At 60.3% G+C, this 22677-nt stretch carries 19 protein-coding genes; 1 reads left to right on the plus strand and 18 read right to left on the minus strand.

The genetic code is table 11. The features are described from left to right. Window positions 1-148: 148 nt before the first annotated feature. Window positions 149-1573 carry an exonuclease domain-containing protein gene (locus ACK3EW_RS21505; RefSeq protein WP_493807788.1) on the plus strand — a complete coding sequence of 475 codons (1425 nt, stop codon included), beginning with the start codon at window positions 149-151 and terminating at the stop codon, window positions 1571-1573. Between the two features lie 352 nt (window positions 1574-1925). Here ACK3EW_RS21505 and ACK3EW_RS21510 read toward each other — a convergent pair whose 3' ends face one another. The 18 genes from ACK3EW_RS21510 to ACK3EW_RS21595 form a co-directional block, all read right to left on the minus strand. Next, the gene (locus ACK3EW_RS21510) at window positions 1926-3722 is read right to left on the minus strand and encodes a DUF2326 domain-containing protein (protein ID WP_493807789.1); all 1797 of its coding nucleotides are present in this window, start codon (window positions 3720-3722) and stop codon (window positions 1926-1928) included. Then, a complete protein-coding gene (locus tag ACK3EW_RS21515; protein WP_493807790.1) occupies window positions 3719-3958 on the minus strand; it encodes an ABC-three component system middle component 8 in 240 nt (79 codons plus the stop codon). Before ACK3EW_RS21515 ends, ACK3EW_RS21510 begins: the two co-directional genes overlap by 4 nt. Then, on the minus strand, window positions 3942-4817 hold the full coding sequence (locus ACK3EW_RS21520) for an ABC-three component system protein (RefSeq protein WP_493807791.1): 876 nt from the start codon (window positions 4815-4817) through the stop codon (window positions 3942-3944). The genes ACK3EW_RS21515 and ACK3EW_RS21520 overlap by 17 nt, the downstream gene beginning before the upstream one ends. Before the next feature lie 748 nt (window positions 4818-5565). Continuing rightward, window positions 5566-6759, minus strand: coding sequence for an IS91 family transposase (locus ACK3EW_RS21525; RefSeq protein WP_493807792.1), 1194 nt, complete (start codon window positions 6757-6759; stop codon window positions 5566-5568). A 12-nt stretch (window positions 6760-6771) separates the two neighbouring features. After that, entirely contained in the window at window positions 6772-7659 is an 888-nt protein-coding gene (locus tag ACK3EW_RS21530) for a tyrosine-type recombinase/integrase (RefSeq protein WP_493807793.1), read from the minus strand. A 286-nt stretch (window positions 7660-7945) separates the two neighbouring features. Then, on the minus strand, window positions 7946-11077 hold the full coding sequence (locus ACK3EW_RS21535; RefSeq protein ID WP_493807794.1) for a type I restriction endonuclease subunit R: 3132 nt from the start codon (window positions 11075-11077) through the stop codon (window positions 7946-7948). Window positions 11078-11120: 43 nt separating this feature from the next. After that, complete coding sequence (locus ACK3EW_RS21540; RefSeq protein ID WP_493807795.1) at window positions 11121-11561, minus strand: hypothetical protein; 441 nt, start codon at window positions 11559-11561, stop codon at window positions 11121-11123. Between the two features lie 2 nt (window positions 11562-11563). Continuing rightward, complete coding sequence (locus tag ACK3EW_RS21545; RefSeq protein WP_493807796.1) at window positions 11564-12844, minus strand: restriction endonuclease subunit S; 1281 nt, start codon at window positions 12842-12844, stop codon at window positions 11564-11566. Continuing rightward, window positions 12841-14367 carry a type I restriction-modification system subunit M gene (locus ACK3EW_RS21550; protein ID WP_493807797.1) on the minus strand — a complete coding sequence of 509 codons (1527 nt, stop codon included), beginning with the start codon at window positions 14365-14367 and terminating at the stop codon, window positions 12841-12843. The genes ACK3EW_RS21545 and ACK3EW_RS21550 overlap by 4 nt, the downstream gene beginning before the upstream one ends. A 484-nt stretch (window positions 14368-14851) precedes the next feature. Beyond that, the gene (locus tag ACK3EW_RS21555; RefSeq protein ID WP_493807798.1) at window positions 14852-15112 is read right to left on the minus strand and encodes a hypothetical protein; all 261 of its coding nucleotides are present in this window, start codon (window positions 15110-15112) and stop codon (window positions 14852-14854) included. Continuing rightward, window positions 15109-16044: a C40 family peptidase gene (locus ACK3EW_RS21560; protein ID WP_493807799.1), complete on the minus strand. Its 936-nt coding sequence runs from the start codon at window positions 16042-16044 to the stop codon at window positions 15109-15111. Before ACK3EW_RS21560 ends, ACK3EW_RS21555 begins: the two co-directional genes overlap by 4 nt. Before the next feature lie 79 nt (window positions 16045-16123). Then, window positions 16124-16447 (minus strand): hypothetical protein, encoded by a 324-nt coding sequence (locus ACK3EW_RS21565; protein WP_493807800.1) that lies wholly within the window; start codon window positions 16445-16447, stop codon window positions 16124-16126. Between the two features lie 16 nt (window positions 16448-16463). Beyond that, window positions 16464-17552: a phage late control D family protein gene (locus tag ACK3EW_RS21570; protein ID WP_493807801.1), complete on the minus strand. Its 1089-nt coding sequence runs from the start codon at window positions 17550-17552 to the stop codon at window positions 16464-16466. Between the two features lie 14 nt (window positions 17553-17566). After that, a complete protein-coding gene (locus ACK3EW_RS21575; RefSeq protein ID WP_493807802.1) occupies window positions 17567-17806 on the minus strand; it encodes a tail protein X in 240 nt (79 codons plus the stop codon). Then, on the minus strand, window positions 17803-18237 hold the full coding sequence (locus ACK3EW_RS21580) for a phage tail protein (RefSeq protein WP_493807803.1): 435 nt from the start codon (window positions 18235-18237) through the stop codon (window positions 17803-17805). The genes ACK3EW_RS21575 and ACK3EW_RS21580 overlap by 4 nt, the downstream gene beginning before the upstream one ends. Then, window positions 18237-21698, minus strand: a complete 3462-nt coding sequence (locus tag ACK3EW_RS21585; protein ID WP_493807804.1) for a phage tail tape measure protein — start codon at window positions 21696-21698, stop codon at window positions 18237-18239. The genes ACK3EW_RS21580 and ACK3EW_RS21585 overlap by 1 nt, the downstream gene beginning before the upstream one ends. Window positions 21699-21796: 98 nt before the next feature. Then, a complete protein-coding gene (locus tag ACK3EW_RS21590; RefSeq protein ID WP_493807805.1) occupies window positions 21797-22114 on the minus strand; it encodes a phage tail assembly protein in 318 nt (105 codons plus the stop codon). A gap of 8 nt (window positions 22115-22122) precedes the next feature. Beyond that, window positions 22123-22659, minus strand: a complete 537-nt coding sequence (locus ACK3EW_RS21595) for a phage major tail tube protein (protein WP_493807806.1) — start codon at window positions 22657-22659, stop codon at window positions 22123-22125. Window positions 22660-22677: the final 18 nt, after the last annotated feature.

A 22677-nucleotide genomic window follows, 5' to 3' on the forward strand; every position in this document is an offset into this window, starting at 1 on the left:
CCCGCTTAAGCACCTGTCGGCACGACAAGCCATTGAGCGAACCAGTCCGACATGCAAAGGGAAGACTTGTTCTGAGTTCTGCATGCTATCGCTCCTGTCCAAAGTCTGTTTACGGTCACGACCGCCGGAAATCTACATGCGGAGCGGCATGGATATCATGGCGTTCGAGCTTTGCCTGCTCTATCGTCGTTATATGGATTTTGTTTTCTACGATCTTGAAACCACAGGCATCTCGCCGGAATTCGACCAGCCGCTGCAGTTCGCCGCGATCCGGGCGGATGAGCATTTTGTGGAGAAGGAGCGGGTCAATATCCGCTGCCAATTAGCGCCGCACATCTTGCCCTCGCCGCAGGCCTTGGTGGTGACAGGCGTCACCCCTGACCAGCTGACGGACCCATCCCTGCCATCCCTCTTCGAGTTTTCGCAGCAGGTGGCTGCGCTCATCGGGCGATGGGCGCCAGCGATCTGGGTCGGATTCAACACCATACACTTCGACGAGGAAGTCCTGCGGCAGACCTTTTATCAAAACCTGCTGCCAAACGTCTATGCCACGCAGTTCAATGGAAACACGCGTTTTGACATCCTCCCTGCGGTCTATGCCGCCTATGTCCGGGACCCTGATCTGCTCGCCTGGTCTGCGGATCAAACGGGACGGCGCAGCTTCAAGCTGGATCGATTGGCGCCTGCAAATGGCTTCGACGCGCACAACGCGCATGATGCTTTGGGGGATGTCGAGGCGACCATTCATATTGCGCGCCTGATTGCGACACGCAGCCCAGCGCTATGGGCGGAGCTGCTCGACAACGCGCACAAGACCCGCGTCCAGGAGAAGCTTGAAAGTTTCCGCCCTTATGAACTGGTGACCCGAGTTGGCGGTGGTGAGCCGCAATCTTGTGTTGGATGTTTTTGCGGATATTCGGAGAACAACAGCACGCAGGCAGCATTCTTCGATCTGGACGCAGAGGACCCGGCCGAATTTCTACAAGCGTCCGATGAGGTGATCCTTGCGGCCGTTGATGGCACGCCAAAGATTATCCGGATCGTTTCGACAAACAAGGCTCCGGCGCTCCTCCAGCCAATCCGGCCCAGCGCGGAACATCTGCGCCGCGCCGCGATCATCGCGGATGCGCCAGAGTTTCGGCAGAGGGTTAGCGCGGCGATGGCGGCGCGCTTCGCTGATGTTGCTGACGCGCCGCCCCAGCCAGTGGAAAGGCAGATATATGGCGCGTTTTACACCAACGCTGACAAGCATCTCCTTCAGGAGTTTCAAGGCGCCGACTGGCCGCGGCGACAGGAAATCGTGGCAAGCCTTTCGGATCCACGTCTTCGACAACTTGGTCGTAGATTGGTGGCGTTTTACAGTCCAGAACTGCTGAACCCCCAGGAAAAGGCTCAATTCGACAGCTACTTGCGCGAAAAATGGTCTGCGCCGGATGCGCCAGAAACCGGATGGACGACTCTTGCGAAAGCGCAAGCGGCACTCGAAAGCCTGCGTGATGCTCATGCTGCGGCGCCACAAGAGCTTGATGAAATCTCGTCATTCCTGACGGAGTGGTCTGCAGGGTATGCGTGATAGCTTGAATGCACCTATGCGTCATTCTTTTCAAAGCTTTGTTCTTTGAAAGTGGCTACCGAGCGGGTCAAACATAAACCTTGTTGCTGCTGCGGGCATATAGATGAGCGGGGGAGTAAAACAGTCAGAGGTGAACAAAACGCTTTCTAACTTTGCACTGCCGGGAGCCGGAGCATTTGGCGGTAAGTGGAAGTTAGCTGCGATTGCGATGCGTTGTAGAGGGTTTGGGCAAAGCAGACGTTCGACATGGGCAGGATAGACGTGGGGTATGGGGCCGAGGGAAATATGCCTGCAACGTGCATGGGACTTCGGTTGACGGGCACGAGGAAAAGCGGCCCTGATCGGCAAGGAGTTACCAACCCTGAAAATGAAACAGCCGTCCTTTGTCGCCGTCGTCGTGCAGGCGCAGGATGATATCCTGCTCTGAAAATCCGACATAGCCACCGTCGTCATCGGTCGGCAAATCGAAGTCCATTACAGTGATGATCGATTGAATGCCCAACTCAGTATAGGCGTGCACGGAGGCCAACAGGTTGGCTTTTGGTCGTGGGTCGAGCAATTCGAAGATCCCGTCATGAAAAACGAACCTTGGGAACGCACCATCGAGATGGGCACGAACAACCGCAAGATCGAAAGCAACGCAAAGCAACTTCTTGAAGGAAGTGCCGTCAGCTTCGCTTGTGGACAGCTCGTTGCGATCGACGAAGTCGGTACGGAACTCCAGATTGCCTTCCCCGTTGAGGCTTACCGAAAGAATGGCGTCGCGCCGCAGGACATCTTTCAACTGGCCGCTGAAGTATTCTCTGACCTTAGATAACAGACTGGTCCGAGTCCGGCTGGCTTGATCGAGCGCTTCTTCGGCAATGCCCTGCAACTCGGCATATTTTGCTTTGGCTTCGCGCAGTTCACGGCGTTTGTCCTGGATGTCAGAGAGCGTATTGTGCTGACGCTTTAGGAGTTCAACTTCAGCCGCCGTCTTGGCGATTTCGGCAGATAGCGTCCGGTATTTGTCGAACACGTCCTCACTGCGCAGGAACTCGAGGCTTCGGCGTCGTCTATCGTTGAGCACGGTGAGCTCTGAGTTGATGCGCGCGATCTCTGCTTTTGCTGATGCAAGCTCCTCTCGCAGGTATTCGCTTCGTTCCTCAGTGATGGCTTTGTTGAAGGCGATCAGTTGTTCGAAGTCCGTCTTCACCTGGTCTGGAAAATTGACACCAGCTTCTTCAAAGAGGGTTTTGGCCTTTTGTGGATCGAAAGCGATCTTATCGGCAACCAGACCGCGTTCCAGTTCGGAGACCGAGTGCGACAAGCGATAGCGGTCCTGGTTTAGATCGGCGATTTGAGCGTCGATGTCGTCAACGATAGCGGTGGTCTTGCTGGCATCGAAACCTTCAAAGTCAAACTCGTCCAGTTCGGCTTGCATCCGAAAGACTTCCGCCTCTCTCAACTGGATCAAAGCATCGACTTTTGCCGGGTCTGACTCGCTGCCATCTGCACCCTGCTGAGCTCTTGCCAGAAGGGCCGCCTTAACTTCAATCTCTGCCTTCAACTCATATCGCTCGGTGAAAATTGAAGCGTCAAGCCCCAGGATCCGCGCGAGAATGGGTTTCCAGTCTTTATCGACGCCGGCATGACGTTGCAGTTTGAAGACATCGTCGTAGTCGGCCTGTGTCCGCAAAAAGTAGCCGATGGCGTTCCGGAACTTCCAGGGATCGATGTCCCTGAGGTCGAGATAGCCATCCAGAAGCGATTTTGCCTTGGCAAATGGCAGCTCAAAATGGGACCAGTCATCGTTGGCCAAACTGGTAAGGTCTGGTTGTGTCGTTGGGGACAGCGAAAAACTGACTTTTGACGGGTTCAGGGCTGCCCGCCGGATTGTCAGGAAGGAACCATCGAGCAGCTCAATTTCGAGAAAGAAAACAAACTCGCCAAACAGATCTTCCCGTTTCTTGAAGAAATGATCCTTGCCTACGCTTCCCAAAAGACAAAAGTCGATCACGCGCGCGAGTGTCGATTTGCCAAGGTTATGAGAGCTTTTGGACCTATTTTCAGGCAGTCGTATTTCGGCCAGGACCACGTTCAAACCGTCGTTGAAGAGGATCGGAGTGAAGTAGTGGTCAAGGTTGCTGTAGAGTCGGCGCAGTCTCATGTTTGTGCCGTATACTCGAAGCGGTCAGCCTTTGGCAGGTAGCGGATCAATCCGAGCATAAAGAGTAGGTTAACGGCGGGCAGGAAGAGAGCCTTGGCACTCTTGGTGTGCTTCTCCACAAGTGCGAGAAGGTCTGCGTAGGTCTCGGTTCGCTTTTTCTTCAGCCGGTCAAGGATCACTGTGGCAACGCTTACAACCGTGAGATCGGGGTGGGCGTGCTTAGACGGTCTGATCATCTTTGTCCTTCCCGATGTCGCAGTTCCAATACATGTAGTAGAGCATAGCGCGAGTCAGCCGCTTGTTCGACCTCAGAATGCCAGATCGGCCGATCAAAAGATCGATCAGGTAGTTAAACACGTCATCGAAGGTTTCATAGTCTGACCGCTTGGCAATGATCTTGAGGTTAAACTCATCGACGGCCTCCTGATAGGACGCTTTGAAGCTCTCATTGATTGGGTCAGATAAGAACTTTCTGATGTCGAACATGAGCTCAAAGTACCGCTTGCGCAGCGCGGCTTCGAAGTCAGGCGTCATGTTGTTGAAACGGTTTTTCTCCTGAAGCGGTGTGCGCGGGGTAGGTGTGCTCCGGTCTTCGTCGGATGCTGCAACCAAGACGGTTTCCCGAAACCCCTCAATCGTGTCAGCAAGGTCGTCGGGGCTGACAATCAATGGTGCTTGGAGGGGGTTGATCGATATCGACGACTTCGCATCGGGAAATAACTCCAGCCAGTCGTCCAACTGCTGAGTTCCTGAGAGCGCGACATTGCCGATAGGCATTCCGGTCATGTCGGAGATCAATTTGGTGAGCTTTTGCTCGGCAATGCCAGAGAGTTTTCGGTTGGAAATCAGAAGGTAGTTTTGTGCTTCTCCACTCTCATAGAGCGCCTTGATCTTTGGAATTTCGTCGCAGATCAACCCGGTAAGCTTGTCAGGATTGCACACCGATGGATCACTGAATGAGGCGTTGATACCGTTTGTTTGTTTGACCTGAATGATCGTGCAGCCAGTCCAGGGCGCCGCCGCCGATGGGTAGCATTGAGCTGTTCCTTTGAACTTTGCGTCGCGCCCACCGTCCTTGCCGGGTGCGAAACCCATCAGCCCCGGTCCAAACAGTCTCTGACCGATGGCGACCACAACCTTCTCGAACTGGTCGTCGCTCAGATCAAAGTACTGCATCATATCGTTTTGGCCTCAAGTGTTTTGCCATATTTATGAACAAGCTCGTGTTTGCAACAACGTCATTTTACAGAATGTTGGGGTGACGTCCCGCGACCCTTGAGTTGCAGTGGCAATTCTCGCTGAGTCGTGACCGAATGGCGGCTATCGCCGTCGCTGTGCAAAGTAATGAAGCAAGCACATGCAGTGATTTTCGTGCTACGTGCGCGCGCAGCATAACTTGGAGACTTCGGGTATGGGCTCTCTGCGGTCTTTTGCGGTGCCTTGCCCCGATGTCCGCTTTGGAAGGCTGTACTGCTGGGGTCGAGAGTTGGGGCGAACGGCAGCTTTGGTGAAGGATTTTCGATGCGGGCCGTGGTGCAACGGTGCCGCTTGACGAGTAGTCGGCCCGTGTTGGAAATCCTCCCAAGGTGGAAGCCGCGGTGGCCAGGTACTGTCTATGGGGAAAGTGCGTTGAGGTTTCCAGCGCCGGTGCAACGTGGCTGACGGATCGAATGATATCGCCCGTCGCAAAGAGCGCCCTGATCGGCCGATTTGATGATGTGCGGTCGCGGGCGGCGCCTTTCGTCGGCGGTTCGCGGGCGTGGCACTGCGTGAGGCATGGCTGAGCCGGTCCGGAACGGGTGTGAGATCCGAAGGTTTGATCGTGGCAGAGACTGGCGGTTTGTCATGCGGCCTGCTCCCGTGGTGGGGCGCGCGACATCGGTTTTTGGCCGCGACGGAAGATTTCGGTGATGCGCATCGGGCCACCGCAGCTTGGGCACGGCTCGCGCAGGGTGAGCGGGGCAGGCTCCGCTGGTTCCTGCGCTTCCAGTTCGGGCGCCCGCTGCCCGAGCAGGCCGCGGATGCGGACGATGGTGGCCTTGCGGGTTGCAGCGGCCAGAAGTCCGTAGTGCCGGATCCGGTGGAACCCATCGGGGAGGACGTGCATCAGGAACCGGCGGATGAACTCGGATGTGGCGAGGCGCATGACCCTCGCGCGGTCGCCGGACTTGATGCGGTAGTCCTTCCATCGAAACGCCACCGTCTCGGCGTCTGCGCTGATCAGGCGATGGTTCGAGATCGCGACGCGGTGGGTGTAGCGGCTCAGGTAGGCGAGCACTGCCTTGGGACCGCCGAAGGGCGGTTTGGCGTAGACGACCCATTCGGATTTGCGGAACGGCGCGAGCCAGGTGGCGAAGGCATCTGCCTGTGCCAGTCGTTCGAGATCGCCGTAGAAGGCCAATTCGCCAACGGCATGAAGCGCCAGCAGCCCGTCGAGGAACAAGCGCCGGAAGAGGCGAGACAGCACGCGGACGTGCAAGAAGAACCCGGGCTTGCAGGCGACCCATCGGGTGCCGTCCGGCGAGAGCCCTCCGCCCGGCACGATCATGTGGATGTGGGGGTGATGCGTCAGGGCAGAGCCCCAGGTGTGCAGCACGCTTGTCATGCCGATCCGGGCGCCGAGCCGCTTGGGGTCGGCTGCGATGGTCGTGACCGTTTCGGCGGACGCCCGGAACAGCAGGCCATAGATGGCCTTCTTGTTCCGCAGGGCGATCTGCGCGATCTCGGCTGGCAGGGTGAAGACGACGTGGAAATACTCGACGGGCAGAAGGTCCTCGGCGCGCGCCACCATCCAGTCGCGCGCCGCCGGCCCCTGGCACTTCGGACAGTGCCGGTTCTTGCAGGAATTGTAGGCGATGTGATGGTGGCCGCACTTGGCGCAGCCCGCTACATGCCCGCCGAGCGCCTCGGTCCGGCAGGCTTCTATCGCCGACATCACCTTGAGCTGCGAGAGGCTGACGTGCCCGACATTGGCCTGCCGCCACGCAGGACCATGGGCACGAAAGATGTCAGCGATCTCCAGCGTCGGCCGGGGCACCCCGGCGCCCGGTCACTCCAGACTTCGCTTCACAGCGTGATCCTGCAGCTTGGCCAGCATCTCGTAGGGGCTGACCGTGTCGCGGATCGTCTTGGTGGCGACATGCGTGTATTGCGCCGTCGTCGTCAGCTTGGCATGGCCGAGCAGAACTTGGATCACCCGGACATCCGTGTTGGCCTCCAGCAGATGGGTCGCAAAGCTGTGCCTCAGGGTGTGCAGGGTCGCCGCCTTTTTGACCCCGGCCATGGTCTTGGCCGACGTGAACGCGCGGTTCAGTTGGCGCGGTGAGATCGGGTTGATCTTGGGCTTGCCAGGGAAAAGCCAGCCCTCGGGGCGCGCTTCGCGCCAGTAGTCGCGCAGAAGTTCGAGCAAGCCGGGGGACAGCATCACCTTGCGGTCCTTCCGCCCCTTGCCCTGCTCGACATGGATCAGCATGCGGTCGCTGTCGATGTCCCCGATCTTGAGATTGCAGACCTCGGCGGCCCTGAGCCCGGCACCGTAGGAGATGCTGAGCGCCGCGCGATACTTCAGGCCGGGCCCGGGCGCCGCCATCAGTATGTCGGACACCTCCTCGACGCTGAACACCACCGGCAGCTTCCGCGGCTGCGTGCGGAACTGCATGTAGCGCTTCATGTCCTCACGCCCGCAGGTCATGCCAAAGAAGAACCGGAGCGCCACAATCCGCACGTTGAACGTGCTGGCCGTGACCCCGGTGTCGGTCATGTGCAACTGGTAGGCGCGCAACTCCTCCGGGGTAGCGGTGTCCGGCGAATGCCCAACAAACCGCGCGAAATCCTTGATCGCCCGGATGTGGGACTTCTGTGCCTTCTCGCCCATCCCCCGGATGCGCATGTCTTCGATCATCCGCGCCCGCAGCGGCGAAATCCTCTCCTCGGTCATGGGAACCTCCTGTCTGTCGATTGAGAGGCCTCAATCGTCAGGCAGATGCCCACATTCCCAAATGCACAGGGTGGCGATTAGTCCCGAACACCCGCCACGGACCCCAATGCCGCGCGAACGGCTTCGTCCTTGGGCCGATAGCGTAAAACTGTCACCTGGTTTTGCGGTAAGTTTAAAAAGTGAACGATTGCCTAAGGCTCTCCGTAAGCACGTATCTCAGCAAAGAGCGTCGCATCTGCAAGAAATGCACGCTGCACAAGTCTGAAATTTCATGAAAGCACAAAAATTACGCAAACGCTCTCGCCAGAACTTCTGCCTGCTGCAAAACCTTCTTCACCGATTCAGCCTGTAGATCGGGGGGAAACCCATGTTTTTTCAAGATCCTCCTGATTGTAACCCGCATTTTCGTTCTGACATTCTGCTTTCGCCACCAATCCACGGTTGATGTCGCTTGCACGGCATTCATCAATTCCTGAGCAATTACCCGGAGCTCCTCGTTGCCCATGAGATCGCGGGCGCTCTCGTTCTGTGCCAGCGCATCATAGAAGGCGATCTCTTCAGGGGTGAACCCATCCTCCGGCTGCTGCTGCAGCTCTTTCGCCATGTCGATCATCTCTTTGATCACTTGCACGGCATCGATGCTGCGGTTGTGGTAGCGCGCCATTGCGTCGAGCAGCCGTTTCGAGAAGGCCTCGTTCTGCGTCTTGTTCGTGCGTGTCCTGGACCGGATTTCGCCATTCAGGAGCTTCTTCAGAGCTTCAACAGCCAGGTTTTTGTGCGGCGTGTTCTGTAAGCCCAACAGGAAATCTTCCGAGAGCACACTGATGTCCGGCTTTTCGATACCTGCGGCCTCCAGGATATCGATGACCTCAGTGGAGGCCACAGCACGGTTCAGAAGTTGCGATATGGCCAGCTCTGCGTCTTCCGCGGTCCGGGCAGTCCGGGTCGAGGCGTCCATCTTGCGGATGGCTGACTGGACAGCCACGAAAAACCCGACCTCATCTTTGAAGATAGCCGCTTCGCCGGTGCCGGCCGCGATCCGGAACGCTTTCACCAAGCCCGCCACTGCTTTCATGAAGCGTTTCTTGGAGTCCTCGCGATTTTCGGCCTCTTTGCCGTTCACTTTCAAAGTCAGGGCATGCTCGATCGCGACTGGCAGTATCCTGATCCTGTCCGCGGCGCTCCCGTGGACCGCATCCATGTAAGGAATTCCGAAGAACATCCCCCGCATGATGTCGATTTGCGTGCGGAGCGCGTGAACTGCTTCATCCTGGCTGACGCCTGTCTGCTTCTGATCCGCATTCGAATAATGCTTGAGCGCAGATTTTAGATCAGCAGCCAAGCCGATGTAGTCGACCACAAGACCAGCGGGCTTGGACCCGAAGACTCGATTGATCCGGGTGATGGCCTGCATGAGGCCATGACCCTTCATCGGTTTGTCGACATAGAGCGTGTGCATGCAGGGTGCATCGAAGCCCGTCAGCCACATGTCCCGCACGATGACCAGTTTCAGTTCATCAGATGGGTCCCGGTACCGGGTCCGCAGGGTTTCCTGGCGGGCCTTTGATCGGATATGCGGCTGGAATTCGGCTGGGTCCTGCGCGGCACCGGTCATGACAACCTTCACCGCGCCCTTGGCATCTTCATCAGCATGCCAATCAGGACGCGCAGCCACGATGCGCTCATAGACCTCGACACAGATACGGCGCGACATGCAGACGATCATCGCCTTGCCGCCATCCATCGCCTCGATCCGCGCATCAAAATGGGTCAGGATGTCATCAACGACAGCATCAAGCCGCGGCTCGGCCCCAACCAGTTTTTCAAGCTGAGTCCATTTCGAAGACATGGCGCCGCGGCTGTCCTCATCGAACTCGACGCCATCGGCCTCCGCTTCTTCGATGATTTCATTGAACTCGGCATCGACCATTTCCCCGATGTCTTCGGCAAGCTCGATTTTCGCAACGCGGCCTTCGTAATAGATCGGGACAGTTGCGCCATCGGAGACCGCCTGCGCAATATCATAGACGTCGATGTAATCGCCAAAAACTGCCTGGGTGTCCGCGCCAACAAGATCGATTGGTGTGCCGGTGAAGCCAACATAGACAGCATTGGGAAGGGCTGTGCGCAGGTGATGGGCAAAGCCGTACTTGGTCTCGCCGGTGTCCCTGTTCACCTTCGCATCAAACCCATACTGGGAGCGGTGCGCTTCGTCGGCAAAGACAACCACGTTCGAACGATCGGTCAGCTCGCCGAAATCGACCTCACCTTTCGGTGGACGGAATTTCTGGATGGTGGCGAAAATCACGCCACCGACTTTTCGATCAGCAAGCTTCTTACGCAGGTTTGGCACATCCTCCGCCTGAACTGGCACCTCACCGAAAAGTGCCGCGCAGCGCGAGAAGGTCGCGAATAGCTGGTTGTCGAGATCATTGCGGTCCGTGATGACCACGAGGGTCGGGTTTTCCATCCGCGGATCGCGCATCAGGCGACCGGCCAGGAACGACATCAGAAGCGACTTTCCCGAGCCTTGGGTGTGCCACATGACACCACCGCGCCCATCCTCGCCACGGGCCTCCAGAACGGCTCTGACGCCCTTTCTGACCGCGTGGAACTGATGATAGCCGGCGATCTTCTTGATCGGGCCTTTGCCTTCATCTTCAAAGACTGTGCAGAACCGCATCATCTCGAGAATGACATCCTGATTCAGCAAGCCTTCCATGAGTGTCTGCAGGGCCAGAGCTGTCCCGTCTTCGACCAGCGTTTCACCGTCAACAGTGCGCCAGCGCATGAAGCGGTCGAAATTGGCGGAGAGCGAAGCATAGCGGGCCGTCACCCCTTCCGAGATCACGTTGAACGCGTTGGTGCGGAAGAGATCCGGCACCTGGGATTTGTAGGTCTCGATCTGATTGAACGCGCCTTTCAGACTTCCTGTCTCGGTGCCCTTCAACTCGATCACGATGATCGGCAGGCCATTCAGGAAAATGATCACATCCGGTCGGCGGGCGGATTTGCCGACGACTTCAAACTGGTTCACGACCAGCCAGTCATTGTCCGTGTTGTCCCAATCCACCAGCCGCGCGATGTCATGTTTCTCTTCGCCGCTTTCGACCCAGGATACCGGCACGCCACCAATCATCACGTCGTGGATGCGACGGTTTTCTGACACGAGATCACCCGAAAACTTCGCGTCCCGGATTTCGTTCATCACGGTGCGCACGGCGTCATCCGGTAGATGCGGATTCAGTCGCCGGATCGCGGCTTCAAGGCGGTCAAGCAACAGGACATCGCGGAAGCTTTCCCGCACGGGGTTGTCGGCTTCCGGGGACAAGGCCGAGCCATGAATATAGGTGAAGCCCAGGCCCTGGAGTTCGCCCAAGGCCCATTGTTCGAGGTCATCTTCGGATGCAAAGGCCATACTGGTAAACTCCCGTGTTCTTGTCTTTTTTGCTCGTCACAGACTACTCGAACGCAAGAAAATTGATTGCTGTCGTTAAAGTGCCGCCCAGGCGGGATTGCTGAGCAATCCAGTCTTTCACGGCTGCATGTGGAAAATCACCATCCGGTGTCAGTTCTGCGACCCGTTCGGAATGATGGTCGCCCCCGAGATATGTCATTTTGGAAAGGATGATCCCCTCATCTGAAATCGACAGGTCACAGGATCCGCCTTCGCCAAACCCATCTTCATCTGCGACACGGTTCTCCCAGCCAATCGAAACCGAGGAGCACGGCACCTCACGTTCAAGGATGCAATCAAGGGAATGCACCGCTCCGGAAATGGCAAGCATCTCGAGGGGACATTCTGCCTGATGACGGGATGACCAGATCATGTCGCGCAGCGCCTCAAGAGTGTCGTAGTCCCGTCGGCTCAACATCCAGGGTTCGGGTTCAAAATCACTCATAATCAGGCGACCTCTTCGACCTGCTCGCGGGCTTCTCCGACACGGAGTTCGCCTGACATGAGTTTGGGGAGGAGGCTGTCGCGGAGGGCGGCGAGGGTTTGGCTTTGTGCCTTTGAGGCTTCGATCTTCGCTATCAGCGGAGATACCAATTCCTGAAATGCATTGCGCAGATCGAGACTGGACAATACCACTGGCTGGGAAGCAACAACATCTGGTCTAACTGCAGGGTACGCTCCTCCATCCGCGAGATTGGCTAAGGCGTCGATGGTGTCAGTGTCCGTTGCAGATAGATAGACCAATGCAATATCGGCAGCGTCCGTAGGTCGGAGAACTGCGAAACCAGTGCTACCCGTCAATCCATCTTTTCCAATATATGAATACGATCCATTCCCAGGTCTTACCGTTCCTACAATTGTATCTTGTTCCCGAAGTAGCATTAGCGCCCGAGATGGTGCTTCCTCCCAAGAATACCGCGTTGTCGTTTCGATAATGCCCCATTTCGTGTTTGAGAGGTCGACATATTCAACAGCATTCGGATGACTCTTTTTCGTGTGTTTTTCAGGATTAAGATGGGCAATGTCGCCTATGCAGCCCCATTCCCATCCCTCCGGCAACCCATCCTCCCCAAACCGATCAGGAAACAGCGCAGCCGTCGCCTCATCCATAAACGCAGGCTGACGCCCTTCCATTTTGGCATGCACAGGATCGAAATCGACAAACCAAGACCGATACAGGCTGCGCGCCATGTCTTCGAGAGTGGCCGACATGCGGCGGTTCAGCTCGATCTTGTCGTCGAGGGCGCCGAGGATGGAGGCGATTTCGCGTTGTTCGGCGAGCGGCGGAAATGGCAACTCTACGGCGGTCAGGGACTTTGCGCTCGCGTTGGGCTGGGCGCCCTTGTCGAAGGCCACAGTGTAAATGTGCTGAGCGTATTCAGGTGTCTTGGTCTGGTAGTAAAGGAAGCGAGGGTCGAAATCTTCCTTTGCCCTGAGGCGCACGAGGTAGGATGCGAAGACAGCATCAGGCGGAGACTGAACAAACGCGCTCGCGCCAGTGCTGGCGCCAGTGCGAGCCACGACGATGTCATCTGCCTGCAGCAAGTATCTTGATGCTCGATCTGGCGCAGTGGTAAATGGCACCGAGGACCAATTGATCGCACCTGTAACTATATCGGTAATTCGCAGAAATTTTGGGCCTACGGCCTCCTGAGACGCCGAAGCTGTAAGGCCGTAGTCGATTTGTGCGCATGCCTCCGCCAACGGGATGGAAGTCCAAAGGCTCATACCAGCGCCCCCAGCTTCACTTCGATATCAGCCTCCAGCCGCCGCCCCTCAGCAAACTGCTCCCGCAACTCCACCATCAGGCGCTCGAACTTCTCCTCAAACGGCTCCCCGTCATCCTCGACCGCCCCAGCCCCGACATACCGACCAGGCGTCATGACGAAGTTGTGCTTCTCGATCTCGTCCAGTTCAGCGGACGCACAGAAGCCAGGCTCATCCACGTAAATGCCACCCGATGTCTCGCCCCGCCAAGCATGGTAGGTATCGGCGATCTTCTGGATTTCGTCTTTCGACAGCTCTTTCTGCTTGCGACTGCCCGGCACCAGGGCACCCATCTTGCGCGCATCAATGAACAGCACCTCACCACGACGGTCACGGAGCTTTTCCCCGTTTGCGGTGCCGTTCGATTTGTCCTTGGCCAAGATCCAGATACAGGCCGGGATCTGAGTGCCGAAGAAAAGCTGCCCCGGCAGGGCCACAACAGCATCCACGGCATCGCCCTGCACCATGGCTTTTCGAATGTCGCCTTCGCCGGATTGCATCGAGGACATGGACCCGTTGGCCATGACCACTCCGCCAATGCCGTTGGCCGAGAGGTGATGGTGGATATGCGCCATCCAGGCGAAGTTCGCATTGCCTACGGGAGGCGCACCGAATGCCCAGCGATGATCCTCGCGCAGCAATTCTCCATTCCAGTCCGAGATGTTGAACGGCGGATTGGCCAGGATAAACTCAAAGCGATCATCCGGGAAGGCGTTCTTGAGAAGCGTGCCTTCCGGGTTCCAGCGGATGTCGCCAAAGATGCCGCGAATTGCGAGGTTCATGCGCGCGAGGCGGAAGGTGGCAGGGTTCCGTTCCTGCCCATAGACAGCAATGTCATCCACACGCCCCTGGTGAGCCGTGATGAACTTCTCGGACTGCACGAAGAAGCCACCGGACCCACAGCAGGGGTCATAAACGCGCCCATGGGTGGGCTCCATCATCTCGACCATCACGGACACGATGGATTGGGGTGTGTAGAACTCCCCGCCCCGCTTGCCCTCTGAGGTCGCGAACTCGCCGATGAAGTATTCGTAGATGCGCCCAATCAGGTCGAAATCTGCACGCGTGCCGTGTAGCTGCAGGTTGGTGAACATCTCGATCAGACCGGTGACGATCGAGCGATCGAGGTCTGCCTTGCCATAGACCTTCGGCAGCGCGTCTTTCAGGGTCGGGTTTGATTTCTCGATTTCGCGCATGGCGTCATCGACCTGGACGCCGATGTCGTTGGACTTGGCATTAGCTGCCAGACGCGACCAGCGCGCCTTTTCCGGAACCCAGAAGATGTTTTCGGCTGCGTATTCTTCCGGGTCTTCCAGATCGATGTATTCGTCCTTCGCGAATTCTTCGCGCTTGGCCTCAAACGCGGCAGAAACATAGCGCAGAAAGATCAGGCCCAGGGCAACGTGCTTGTATTCACCAGGGTCCATCGCTCCGCGCATCTTGTCCGCTGCTGCGAAGAGGGTTTTTTCGATGGAGTCTGCCATGGCCTGTATTCCTAAAATGCAATTTTTGTTCGGTTTTGTCGTGAAAGTGCTGCTTCATCAACTCAAACGCAAGACGAATCCAACCGCTTGTTTCATCCTGAAGTGGGCGCAGAACTCCTTGAAAACCTCTCTCTTATCCTCAAAGTCTTTCAGACTGAGGTTCGCAAGTTTTGCCTTTTTCCGTGCGAGCGATTTCAAGAAACCTGTGTGTGAATGATCATTGATCGTCATGCCTTCAAACAGGCGACTGACATTTATCCTGTCCTTCCGGTCAGCAGGGTATTTTTGTGCTTCTTTTGGTCCATGCTGCAGTTTTTATCACAGGACATGCGATCTGGCAGATTTTCACGGCACCCACCCACAAATCCCTTCGCCCGTCTCATTATGCGCGACGATCTGCACGAGCGTGCCCTCGGTCAACACATCCGCCCGCGATGGCCGAATGGGCTGCACCCAGTCACAGGCGTCGGACCCGCTGTTTGGCTCAGTCGCGCATCCAGCGGTCAGCGCGGCGCTGAATATCATCGCGATCCGCGTTCTGCAGGTCATGGTGGATATCCCGTGCTGTTTTCAGGGCGGTGATGCGGGCGTTAGCGCGACGGATGGCCTCTTCGGCCTGAGCGTCGCGCCGCCCGTGGCGCAGGGCCAGCCAGACGAGACCTGCGATGCCCGCAGGGAGGATGGCCGCGCGCGCCAGACTGCGACCGACCCTCACCATCGCTGCGGTGATGATGGCGCCAATCATGGCGTTTTCCCCGACCGGTGGTCGTCGATACGCGCGGCTCTTGCGCGCCAGGCGGCGTAGACCACCGCAAGGAAGACAGCTGCCCCAATCCAGGGCAGAAGCGCGGGGAGCCATCCGTCCAGACCCAGAAGGGCAATGAGACGATGCGCCAGGCCCTGCGCGCCTTCGGCTTCTGCCAAGGCAGGGGCGATCTGACTGCTCAGCGTTCCGAGCGCGCCCAAAGTGCCCAATCCGATCTGGGTATTGGCGGCGGTGACAATCCGGCTGTTGCGCGGCATGCCGGAGGCGCGCTCGGCCGCAATCTCGCGTGGCGGGGCGGTTTCGAGAGCGTCGATCAGAGCGGTGTCGATGATCGGGGCCAGTGTGAGCGCGTTGTCCTGCCGGAAGGCGAGGATGGCTGCGCGTGTGCGCGGCCCCATGATACCATCTGCGACCCCGACCTCATGATAGCCAAGGGCGCGCAACCGCTGCTGGACGTCGCGCACTGAGAGGGTCACAGCGGGTGCGACGCTGCCCGCCCGGCGGATGCCGAGGAGCCGGGTCTTTGCATAGCGCTTGATGTTGACCGCATCGGCCTGATTGCCGCCGAGCACCTCGATCGAGGCGGCGGTCTTGCGCACGAAGAAGCCGACATGGCCTTGCCAGCCACTCGGGTCGCCACGGGTAAAGATCACAATGTCGCCTTCCTGTGCGTCCGCCAGTTCGATCGGCACACCCCAATTCAGATAGGACCGGGCGTTGAGCTTGCGGGTGGAGCGCAGGCCGGCGCTTTCGACGCAATGGCCGACAAAGGCGGCGCACCAGGCCACGCTGTCATGCTCGACCCAATCCTGGCCCACGGTGGCGTACATCTGCACGATCACCGGATTGTTCTGCGGCCCGGGCCCTTCGGTGGTCCCGATATAGGTTTTGGCAATCTCGTAGGGGGTCATTCTGGTCTCCGATAAAAAAGCCGCCCCAAAGGACGGCTGTGTGATGTGATGCGTTGGTCGTTGAGCGTGAGCCTCCCCGTCACCGCCTGCGGTCGGGTGCTCCGTCCGAGAAGCGGTCGAGGAGGAACTCGTAGAGCCGGTCGATCTTGCCCTCGAGGCCGTCGAAGCGCTTTGCGATGGAGGGCTGGTCGATCTTGGCGATCTCGATCTCCAAGGCCGCGACACGGGCGCGAATGTCGTGCACATCGTCGCGGATCATTTCGATGTCGCGCTCGGTGGTGTCCGGCCGAGGCCGGATGGTGTGCCAGAGCTTGATGATGGCGAGCATGGCGCCCGCGACACCGCCCATGCCGATGATGAAGTAAACCGCGGTGGGGATCCCCGCGACCCAATCCTGCGCCATGTGCTGTCCTGTTCTGTTACTGCGGCCCGGAGACATCCGGGTCGACTATGGGTGGGGCGCTTGGCGCGACCTCGGCCCTCGCCACCGGCGCGGTCGTGGCCGCGCGCGGGTCAGCCCCTGCGCCGCCCCGGGGCTGCCTGAGCTCAAGTGCGGTGACAAAGCCACCTGCGCGGCTGAGCGTATGGGTCACGGCCTCGATCCGGTACGCCCCGTCAACACCCGGCCGGGTCCCTGAGACGATGCAGAGCCCATCGGGGATGGCGGCGGTATTGCCCTCGATCACGACAGAGCCTTCGCCCGCGTCGCGCTCGGCCGTCGCCGCATCGCTGTCCGTCTGCTGCGTTGCCTCGGTTGGCCCCGCCAGCGACAGGCGCCCGGAATGGACCGCGCGGACATCCAGCCCTGTGGCGCGCTCCACCACCTGCCAGCCGGTCTTCTCGACATCATACCAGCGCGCCCGGACCCCGCTGAACTGCGGCCGCCCAAGCTGCGGGGCAATGTCCCAGCTGTGCAGGTTGTCACCCCAGGCCGCGCGGACGGCAGCGGTGTAGTCGGCGTTGCGCCGGGAGAGAATGACCGTGTCGTCGACGATACGGAAGTTGGCCCCGATCTCGCGTGCCAAGCGCTCACCCATGGCGGCGAAGCTCTCGTCGCGCATCTCGAAGTAGCTGCGGGACAGGCTACGCAGCGCGGGATCGATCTGCACATTCGCCACCTCGGCAAAACGGGCGGCATCGCGCAGGATGGTCTCGACCGTGGCCTCGTCCCAGTGGCGCTGCTGTCCCTCCTTTGCGGGACCGGTGGTGTCCATGCCTTTGGCACTGATCCGCAGGCGGCGACCCGACCCGCGACTTGCCGAGGATTTGACCTCGTCCACCGTACCGCGGAACACCTCGCGCATCCCTTCGCCCTGCCAGCCGAGGCTGATGGCGACCTTTGCCCCCTTGCGGGGCAGGACGATCTGGCCAGAGGTGTCGTCGATCTCGAGATCGGCGCTGTCGGTGTGGGTGCCGACCTTGTCAGAGACCCGCAGGCTCAGCAGCACCGGTGCCAGCGCTGTGGTGATGTTGGTCCCGGCGACCGTGACGGTGAACGCTGCGCGCATGCCCCCCTCCGCTGTTACCAGAGCCGGATCGGCGCCAGGACCTGCGCCGGATCGGGCGACGGGTCAGGGGCTGGGACCGGCAGCAGGACCGACGTGCCCAAGGGCAGGATTGCGCCATACGCCGCAAGCCCCGGGTTCATCGCGTAAACCTGCTCGACAAGGCCTGGCATGGCGCGGTGGAAGCGCCGCCAGACAAGAAGCGAGACCGTCAGGCCATCGCCCTCAACGGTGATGCGTTCGGTGATGTCGGTCATGTCAGCTCCGGCAGAAAGACCCGCGCCAGGCGCGCGAAGAAGGTGGTGGCAGAAGGCGGCGCGCTGCGCACCACCTCGATATCGACGTCGATGACGCGGCCGACCCCGCCTGCGCCCAGATGGCTCGACCGCTCCGTCACGCTGCGGATCACCACCCAGCCCATGACGGCACCGTCGCCGCGCATCATGTAGTGCGGCGCGCCGGAGGACCGGAGGGTGTAGAGCATGTCCAGCTCCGAGAGCCCGCCGAATGTCTCGGGAAAGAGCCTGGCCTTGATCGTCCAGGTTTCCGGGCCCGCGCCCACGAACTCGAGCGGGGGGCGGGTGCCCAGCACCGGCTTTTCGGCAAAGCCGGCGGCGTGGCCATGGTCATAGCTGCCCGTATTGAACGGCACGACCTCGAAGCGCAGCGGTCCCAGCATCATCAGCATCACGCAAACCTCATGCCTGTGTCAGCAAACACACCGCGGAAGGCCTCGCGCACCTCGTCACGCATCTGCCGGCCGATCTCGCGCGAGAGCTGGGCGGGATCGACCCGCTCGGTGGTGCTGATGGTGGGGGAGATCACGATGTCTCCGACCGTCACCGTGATCGACGCAGGGCTCGAGGTGGCCGCCGCAGTCGGAGCCACAGGCCCCTCACCGTTGGGGTGCACATAGCCGTTGCGGCTGGCCGTGATCAGCTCGGGGCCGTCTTCGCCCACGAGATAGGTGCCGCCTCGGCTGATCGGGCCCCCTTTGGCGCGCTGGCCGTCGATCTCTGGCACCGAGGCAGCCGGGGTGGCACCCGGGGTCGCCCCGGCGCTTTTGAGCCCATCAAGCTCCATGGCAAGGGCACGCGCGCGGGCCAGCGCCGCATCGATGGAGGCGCTGCTGACCTCAGGGGTCGCACGGGTGTCGCCCAACATGCGCAGAGCATGGGTGACCTCGTCCGCACGGGATCGGCCTTCGGCCAGGTCTGCTTCTACAGCCGCAAGATCCTCCTGCAGCAGCGACAGGTCCCGTTGCAGCGGTGCCGCCAGTGTTTGCCCCATCGGGCCGTTTTGATCGATCTGTGCGATCTGCGCCTGGACACCCGCAATGTCATTGTGCAGTTGCTCGGCGTATCCCGACAGCCCTGCAAGATACTCTGGTGTCGGCAGTTCACCCGCCTGTTGCGCCGCGAGAAGCGTGTCCGCCGCGTTGCGCTGGTCTGCCGGCAGATTGGCGGACGCAGGTTCGAAGTTGACCGAAGGCGACGGAACCTCGTCCTCTCCGATCAGCCACTTGAGCCAGCCCGGGGGCTCGCCAAAGTCGATCAGGCTGGACAGGTCTATCCTGCCGATGGCCGAGAGGATGTGCCCCGGGATCCCCGCGACCCAACCCAGAAAGTCGTCGAACGCCTGCACCGCCCCGTCCTTGAGCAGCTGGATCAGGTTGGCGCCTGCCTCGAACACCTCTGGCGGGATTTCCGCGAAGAGACCGCGCAGCAGCCCCATCACGAAGTCGGAATAGGCACGCCATGCTGCACCAATACTGTCAAAGACGGCGTCGACGATTGAGCCGGCCACACCGCCCCAATCAACACCCGGACCATCGCTGGCAAGCCAGGCGGCAACACCAGTCCAGATCTCGGTGAAGGTCTCGTAGAGAAACCCGCCCACCACACCAATCAAGCGACCGACCCCGGCGCCAATCGTCTCGCCCATCGCACCCCAATCCACCGTCACGGTGGAGGCCCAATCATGGACGGCGCTGTACGCTCCGGCCATCGCCTGTGCCAAGGCCGCGCCAAGGCCGTAAGCAACCTGCGGCACCCCAAGCAGGATGTTCGCCGCAGCCTGCGACCAGTCAATGTCGAGGCCGGTTGCGAACGTCGAGACCGCCGCCCATGCGCTGCCGATCGAACTGATCGCCAGTTCCCCAAGACCGCTCCAAACCGCAAGCAGTCCGCTGGCCACAGCCGCGCCAACGGCGCCCCAATCCAGATCGCCCGCATAAGACGTGATCGCTGCCCAACCGGAGCGGAGCGCCGCGATTGCGGAATTGGCAAGGCTCGCGGTAACCGATCCAACCGAGACACCTGCGCTCGACGCAAGAGCGCTCAGATCAAGATCGAGCCCGTCAAACCATCCTGTGACACGCGACCAACCCTCCAACAGACCATCCATCAAACCCTCGACGATTTGCGTGCCCGCGCTGCGCGCCTGCGCCAGCGCCGCCTGTGGATCGACGGCCAGATTGGACAGAAAGTCCCGCAGGCCGGATGCCGCTCTCGCAAGACCCGCCACCACACCGGCCGTCGCAGTCCCGGCGGCCGAGCCCCAGCGCAGCCACAGATCGGGATCGATCGGACCTGTCAGCCGGTTGAACCACGACAGAGCGTCCCCCACGAGGGCGGTGAACCTTTCGAGTGCAGGGCTGGCGGCGCTCATGGCCTCCGAGAAAGACGTCTTGAACGCATCGATGCCCGCTTTAACGCCCTGCCAATTGTTGCTCAGGAAGGACAGCGCCGCGCCAACCGCAAGAAGGGGTCCGGCGCGCGCAACAAGAAACAGGCTGCGGAAGCCTGCAGCCAGCAGGTTCAGAGCGCCGCCGCGGCCCAGCAGCCCGACAAAGGTCAGGCCTGCCAGCGCACCTTTGAGCGCGATGAACCCCGCAACCGATCCGACAATCGCCGTTGTCACCTCCGGATAGGTCGCGGCAAAATCGGAGGCGGCGACGATGATCGGCGCAATCGCCTGTCCAAGGCGGACAAGGGCCGGGATAAGCGCGTTGCCGATGCGGATCTTGAACTCGTCAAGCAGGCTCAAGAACCGCTGAAGGTGGGAATTGAACGTGTCGTTCTGTGCAGCGAACTCCGCAAAGGCCGAGCCCGCATAGCGCGATTGGTCCCCCACCATCGCCAGGGTGCCCTCGATCAGATCGAGATTGGTCAGCAGAGGGCCAAGCGCCCGGGCCTCGCTGCCAAAGAGGTCCGTGGAGATGGCCGCCTGCTGTTCCGCAGGCAGCTGCGCAATCCGGCGCAGAACATCCGTTGTCGTCTCGACGGCGTTCTCCTGCATCGACCGTGCGACCTGCTCGGCATCAAGTCCAAGCGCCTGCAGCGCATCCCGTTGCGAGCCGGTGGCGGATGCGCCGCGGGTCAGGGCCGCCCCCATGTTCCGGAAGGAGGTGGCCGCCACATCGGATTGCGCGCCCGCCGCCAGCATCGCCGAGGCAAAGGCAGCGGTCTGCTCTGCGGTAAAGCCGAACATGGTGGCCTGCGCGCCGACGCTCTGCACCACGCTGAGAATGTCCGCCGCACTGGAGGCCTGGCTGTTGGACAGGTGGTTCATCGCGTCCGCGAGCAGGATGGCCTCGTCGACGGAGAGACCGAGTGCTGTCATCATGTTGGCCATCGCGGTGCCGGATTGCTCGGAGCTGATATCGAAGGCGACGCCGATCTTTGCGGCCGCCGCCGTAAACCGCGTCAGGTCCGCTCCTGCGATGCCGGCTTGACCCGCGGCGGCGGCGATCTCCGCCAGACCATTGACGGCAAACGGGATCTCCCGCGAGAGCCGGAACAGCTCGTTTTGAAACGCCTCGAAGGCCTCGGGTGTCGGAAAGTCGACAACCTTTGCCACGCTGGCCATGGCCGCCTCGAACTCTGCCGCGGTCTGGATCGGACCTGCGATGGCCGCATGCAGCGTGGCATAGCTGCCCGCAACGTCGATCACCCCCAGGCGGGCCCTGTCCAGCGCATCTGCATTGCGCGAGAGCGCCAGATCAAGCCTGTCCGACAGACCGAGGCGCTGGCCATTTGCCTCGCGTATCCGGTGGGTGATCCCGGCCAGGGAGCCTGCGGCCTGCCGGGCGGGCTCGGTGACCCGGTCGATCAGGGAAATGATCAGCTGCGACGTCAGAACGGACATGGCTCACCTGCGCTGTGCGCCGGCCAGACGCCGGGCTTCGTTGTGCCAGAGCACGACCTCGGACCAGTCCATGTGCTCGAAGGCGGTGATGGGGGTGTTCAGCCAGTGGGCGGTTTCGGCAAGGACGGAGCGCCAGTCCCGTGCGCCTTGGCCTGGGGGAAAAAACCGGCGACCTCCTCCGAGAGCCTGGTGAAGTCGTCGGCATCGAGCTCCTCGACCGCCACGGGCGGCAGCCCGGTCAGGACAGACACCATGACGATCCCCTGATCGAGCTTGTCGGTGATGCCGACAAGGGCGGCGTCCATCGCCTTGAGGTCCTTGACCTTGGGGCGGGTGATCGTCACCTCGGAGACCTCGCGGTCCTCGACGGTCACGGGGTAGTGCAGGCGAAGCGTTTTGGTCTTGGGGGATGTCATGATGTACCTCACAGACCGCCGGGGATGCGCAGGATTGTGCGCTCATCTGCGTTTTGCGACACGCCGTTGACGCGCCAATCCGATGTGAAGAAGTCCCAGTAATAGGTCTCCGTGCCCTCGAAGTGCAGCTCGTAATGCAGGATCTCGGAGATTGAATAATCGAAGCCCTGCATCTCGCCACGTGTGAACGCTTCGGGGCTGGCGGCACCGAGGCGGCCTTCAAGCACCGCCTTGGCCTCGATGGCGGCCCCACTGCGCTTGTTGCGGATCACGCCGTAGGCCGTGAACTTCTTGCGCGCGCTGGCGCCAAGGCCGAACTGGGCCAGCAGGTCCGGGTCCCAGCCCGCCAGCTTGAAGCTGGCCTCGAGCTTCTGAATGCCGACTGCGACCTCGATCTGGACGCGGGAGCCGCCCGGCTGGTGGTCCTGATAGGCTTCCTGCAGGTTGGGCAGCTGCAACTCGGTCAGGGTGAGGTGCTTGGAGGCGGTGGGGTCGTCATCGCCGCAAAAGAGGTTTGCGGCCTCCATGAGGTATATATTGCTCATCTGAGCCTGTCCTTTGTG

The sequence above is a fragment of the Marivita sp. NO-S04 genome, assembly GCF_059070475.1.

Coding starts and splice junctions, on each gene's coding strand:
- ACK3EW_RS21505 (WP_493807788.1), top strand. CDS start 149: ATGGATATCATGGCGTTCGAGCTTTGCCTGCTCTATCGTCGTTATATG.
- ACK3EW_RS21510 (WP_493807789.1), bottom strand. CDS start 3,722: ATGAGACTGCGCCGACTCTACAGCAACCTTGACCACTACTTCACTCCG.
- ACK3EW_RS21515 (WP_493807790.1), bottom strand. CDS start 3,958: ATGATCAGACCGTCTAAGCACGCCCACCCCGATCTCACGGTTGTAAGC.
- ACK3EW_RS21520 (WP_493807791.1), bottom strand. CDS start 4,817: ATGGGTTTCGCACCCGGCAAGGACGGTGGGCGCGACGCAAAGTTCAAA.
- ACK3EW_RS21530 (WP_493807793.1), bottom strand. CDS start 7,659: ATGACCGAGGAGAGGATTTCGCCGCTGCGGGCGCGGATGATCGAAGAC.
- ACK3EW_RS21535 (WP_493807794.1), bottom strand. CDS start 11,077: ATGGCCTTTGCATCCGAAGATGACCTCGAACAATGGGCCTTGGGCGAA.
- ACK3EW_RS21540 (WP_493807795.1), bottom strand. CDS start 11,561: ATGAGTGATTTTGAACCCGAACCCTGGATGTTGAGCCGACGGGACTAC.
- ACK3EW_RS21545 (WP_493807796.1), bottom strand. CDS start 12,844: ATGAGCCTTTGGACTTCCATCCCGTTGGCGGAGGCATGCGCACAAATC.
- ACK3EW_RS21550 (WP_493807797.1), bottom strand. CDS start 14,367: ATGGCAGACTCCATCGAAAAAACCCTCTTCGCAGCAGCGGACAAGATG.
- ACK3EW_RS21555 (WP_493807798.1), bottom strand. CDS start 15,112: ATGATTGGCGCCATCATCACCGCAGCGATGGTGAGGGTCGGTCGCAGT.
- ACK3EW_RS21560 (WP_493807799.1), bottom strand. CDS start 16,044: ATGACCCCCTACGAGATTGCCAAAACCTATATCGGGACCACCGAAGGG.
- ACK3EW_RS21565 (WP_493807800.1), bottom strand. CDS start 16,447: ATGGCGCAGGATTGGGTCGCGGGGATCCCCACCGCGGTTTACTTCATC.
- ACK3EW_RS21570 (WP_493807801.1), bottom strand. CDS start 17,552: ATGCGCGCAGCGTTCACCGTCACGGTCGCCGGGACCAACATCACCACA.
- ACK3EW_RS21575 (WP_493807802.1), bottom strand. CDS start 17,806: ATGACCGACATCACCGAACGCATCACCGTTGAGGGCGATGGCCTGACG.
- ACK3EW_RS21580 (WP_493807803.1), bottom strand. CDS start 18,237: ATGCTGATGATGCTGGGACCGCTGCGCTTCGAGGTCGTGCCGTTCAAT.
- ACK3EW_RS21585 (WP_493807804.1), bottom strand. CDS start 21,698: ATGTCCGTTCTGACGTCGCAGCTGATCATTTCCCTGATCGACCGGGTC.
- ACK3EW_RS21590 (WP_493807805.1), bottom strand. CDS start 22,114: ATGACATCCCCCAAGACCAAAACGCTTCGCCTGCACTACCCCGTGACC.
- ACK3EW_RS21595 (WP_493807806.1), bottom strand. CDS start 22,659: ATGAGCAATATATACCTCATGGAGGCCGCAAACCTCTTTTGCGGCGAT.